The sequence below is a fragment of the Streptomyces sp. M2CJ-2 genome (genome assembly GCF_016757295.1).
Lineage (GTDB): Bacteria > Actinomycetota > Actinomycetes > Streptomycetales > Streptomycetaceae > Streptomyces.
This window is the reverse complement of sequence record NZ_JAESIF010000182.1, coordinates 1-2,845: the sequence shown is the minus strand read 5'-3', so window position 1 is coordinate 2,845 and position 2,845 is coordinate 1. Positions and strand designations below refer to the sequence as shown.

Sequence of the window (2,845 nt, the reverse complement as noted above, 5' to 3'; positions counted from 1 at the left end):
CAGCTGCGCGGCGCCATCATCTGGCTGCGCAGCCTTGCCCCCGCCACATGATCACGATCCCGAACAGGCCCTAGACCGGTGTTCGTCTCCGTCCCGGTGCCTTCGTGGGCCGGGGCGAAGGGTGGTGTCCGCCACGGCGGCGCGACCGCGCGCTGCGCGCCTCGCGTGCGGTCGGCGATGTCGTGCTCCGTGGCCGGTTCTCCTGTACGCCGAAGAAAGAGTCATTGCATGGACATGAAAAGGCGAGCGTCCCTGGCTGTCGGAGCCCTGGTCGCCCCCCTCCTCGCCGTCAGTCTTCCGGCGGGTGCGGCCAGTGCCCACGGATGGGTGACCGACCCCGGCAGCCGCCAGGACCAGTGCGCCAAGGGCGTCGTCGACTGCGGTCAGATCAAGTACGAGCCGCAGAGCGTCGAGGGCCCGAAGGGCCTGCGCAGCTGCAGCGGCGGCAATGCCCAGTTCTCCGACCTCGACGACGACAGCAAGCCCTGGCGGGTCGCGCAGGTCGGCGGGTCGCACACCTTCAACTGGCGCCTCACGGCACGGCACGCCACCGAGACCTGGCAGTACTTCATCGGTGACCGGAAGATCGCCGAGTTCGACGACCGGGGCGCGCAGCCTCCCGCCGAGGTCAGCCACCAGGTCGACTTCGGTGACCTGACGGGCCGCCAGAAGGTCCTGGCCGTCTGGAACGTGGCCGACACCTCCAACGCCTTCTACGCCTGCATCGACGTCAACATCACCGGCGGCGGTAATGGTGGCGGCAACGGCGGTGGAGGCGGCAACGAGCCGGGCTCCTGCGCCGCGCCGACCTGGAACGCCGGTGCCGTCTACAACAACGGCGACACCGTCACCCACGACGGCCGCACCTACCGCGCCAAGTGGTGGACGACGGGCGAGAAGCCCGGCGCCGCCGGCGACTGGGGCGTCTGGGAAGACCTGGGCGCCTGCTAGATCCGCTGAGTGAGACCGGTGCGGCACGCCGGCCCCACGCGGCGCCCGCCGCACCGGTTCTGCGGAGAGGGGCCTCGACCCCGTCGGCCCTCCACGACCCGCCGCGAGTTCAATCGCCGGACGGGTCCTGGCGGGGAGCTCCGAGAGAGCGTCGTGTGAGCGGGTCCACCGGATCGCTCATGCCGCAGACCCGGGCACGGGCCGCGGACAGCGTCCGACGGTCCTCCACGCAGGGCCGGCGGGGCAGCGGGGTTCCCTCAGACGCGCCGGCTGCCGTTCGTATCGTGGGGCAGGCCGATGGCGAGGAGCGCGACGTCGTCGTCGAGGTGCTCCGCGGTGTACCGGTACAGGTCGGTGAGCAGGGCGTCCAGCACGTGGTCCGGGTCCGGCGGGAGGGGACGGGACAGCCGCGGGACGGGATCGTAGAAGACCCCGCGGTGGTCGCGGGCCTCGACGACGCCGTCGGTGAACAGCACCAGGACCGCCCCCTCGGGCAGGGCGTACTGGTCCACGGGGACGTCCGGGAGGACGTTCGGGGCGCCGAGGTCGGCCAGGCCCAGCGGCAGTGAGGGCGTGCACGGTTCCAGCGGGCGGGTCCGGCCGCGGTGGACCAGCAGCGGCGCCGGGTGCCCCCGATTGGCCATGCGCAGGGTGGTGCCGTCGGCGGACACCTCGGCGACGACGGCGGTGACGAACGTCTCGAGTCCTGCCCCGCCCTCGGCGACGTGGGCCTCCTGCACCCGCTCCTCCAGCCAGCGGACCACGCCGGGCAGGTCCGGGGCGCGCAGGGTGGCCTCGTGGAAGGTGCCCAGCAGCGCGTTGACGGTTCGGATCGCGCCCAGACCCTTGCCCCGGACATCGGCGATCATCAGCCGGATGCCGTGGGGAGTGGAGTGGATCGCGTACAGGTCGCCCCCGATGGCGGCTTCCCGCGCCGCGGCCTCGTACCGGACGGCCACGGCCAGCGGCCCGATCCGTCCGGGCGGGGAGGGGAGTACGGCGCGCTGGAGGGCCTCGGCGACCTCGCGGGCGTTCTTCAGCTGCCGCCGCTCGCGGGCCAGCAGCCGGTTCACGACCGAGGCCAGGAAGGTCAGGGTGACGAAGGTGGAGAACGGGACGATGTCGTCGACGCCGAACGGCAGCCTGCCTCTCACCAGCGGCAGGAGCACCGCGGCGAGGAGCGCCGCCCCGCCGGTGGCGATCGTCCCGGCCAGGGAGAGCCAGGGCGCGACCAGCACGGGGGCGGCCGCCAGCAGGGGGAAGACCCTTATGCCTCGCGGGGTGAGGAGGTCGAGGACGAACACGCCGAGGATCAGCGCGGCGGGCAGCCATCGAAGCCACCGCCTTTCGCGGGGCGGTAACGCGCGGGTGGGGCCCATTCTCCTGCGCTCCGGGGGTGCTCCTGGACGGAATCCGGGTTTCAGTCTCTGCCGCCTCCCCGGCCCCGGCGACCGGAGCGCCACGATGGTGGTACGCGTCCAAACGGGCCGAAGCTGTCCGAAATCGTTCGAAGTCAGTCGAACAGGGCCTCCTGCTCGCCCTCCTTCGCCCTGCGCAGGCGTCTGGACCGTGCACCCACGACCGCCGCGGTGACCGCCGAGGTCGCGGCGAAGGCCGCGAAGACCATCCAGCTCCGGTCGGCCGTGTGGCCGAGGGCGTGGTCCACCGAGAGGCGGCCGGGCCCCGCGACGGCGAGGCCGGCCGCCGTCAGGCCCAGGAGCGCGGCGTGCTCGTAGCCGCCCTCCTGGTTGAAGAAGCCGTTGGGCGCGTGCACGGCGGCCGCGCCCGCCATCGCCCCGGCCGCCGCCGCACCGGCCGCCGGGGTGGCCAGGCCGAGCGCGAGCAGCGCGCCGCCGCCCGCCTCCGCGAGGCCCGCCGCCGTCGCGCTGGCCTT

3 protein-coding genes are annotated in these 2,845 nt (G+C 73.5%); 1 reads left to right on the top strand and 2 read right to left on the bottom strand.

Annotated features, from left to right (window positions below):
• Window positions 1-228: 228 nt before the first annotated feature.
• The gene (locus JL475_RS38510; RefSeq protein WP_202282848.1) at window positions 229-951 is read left to right on the top strand and encodes a lytic polysaccharide monooxygenase; all 723 of its coding nucleotides are present in this window, start codon (window positions 229-231) and stop codon (window positions 949-951) included.
• A 257-nt stretch (window positions 952-1,208) separates the two neighbouring features.
• On the opposite strand, the gene JL475_RS38505 is transcribed toward JL475_RS38510, so the two are convergent.
• A complete protein-coding gene (locus JL475_RS38505) occupies window positions 1,209-2,330 on the bottom strand; it encodes a PP2C family protein-serine/threonine phosphatase (RefSeq protein WP_202282847.1) in 1,122 nt (373 codons plus the stop codon).
• Between the two features lie 134 nt (window positions 2,331-2,464).
• A partial coding sequence (locus JL475_RS38500; protein WP_202282846.1) for a DoxX family protein occupies window positions 2,465-2,845 on the bottom strand: 381 nt, incomplete at its 5' end.

Excerpts from the sequence above, each read along its gene's own strand:
- JL475_RS38505 (WP_202282847.1), bottom strand. The coding sequence starts at position 2,330 with ATGGGCCCCACCCGCGCGTTACCGCCCCGCGAAAGGCGGTGGCTTCGA.
- JL475_RS38510 (WP_202282848.1), top strand. The coding sequence starts at position 229 with ATGGACATGAAAAGGCGAGCGTCCCTGGCTGTCGGAGCCCTGGTCGCC.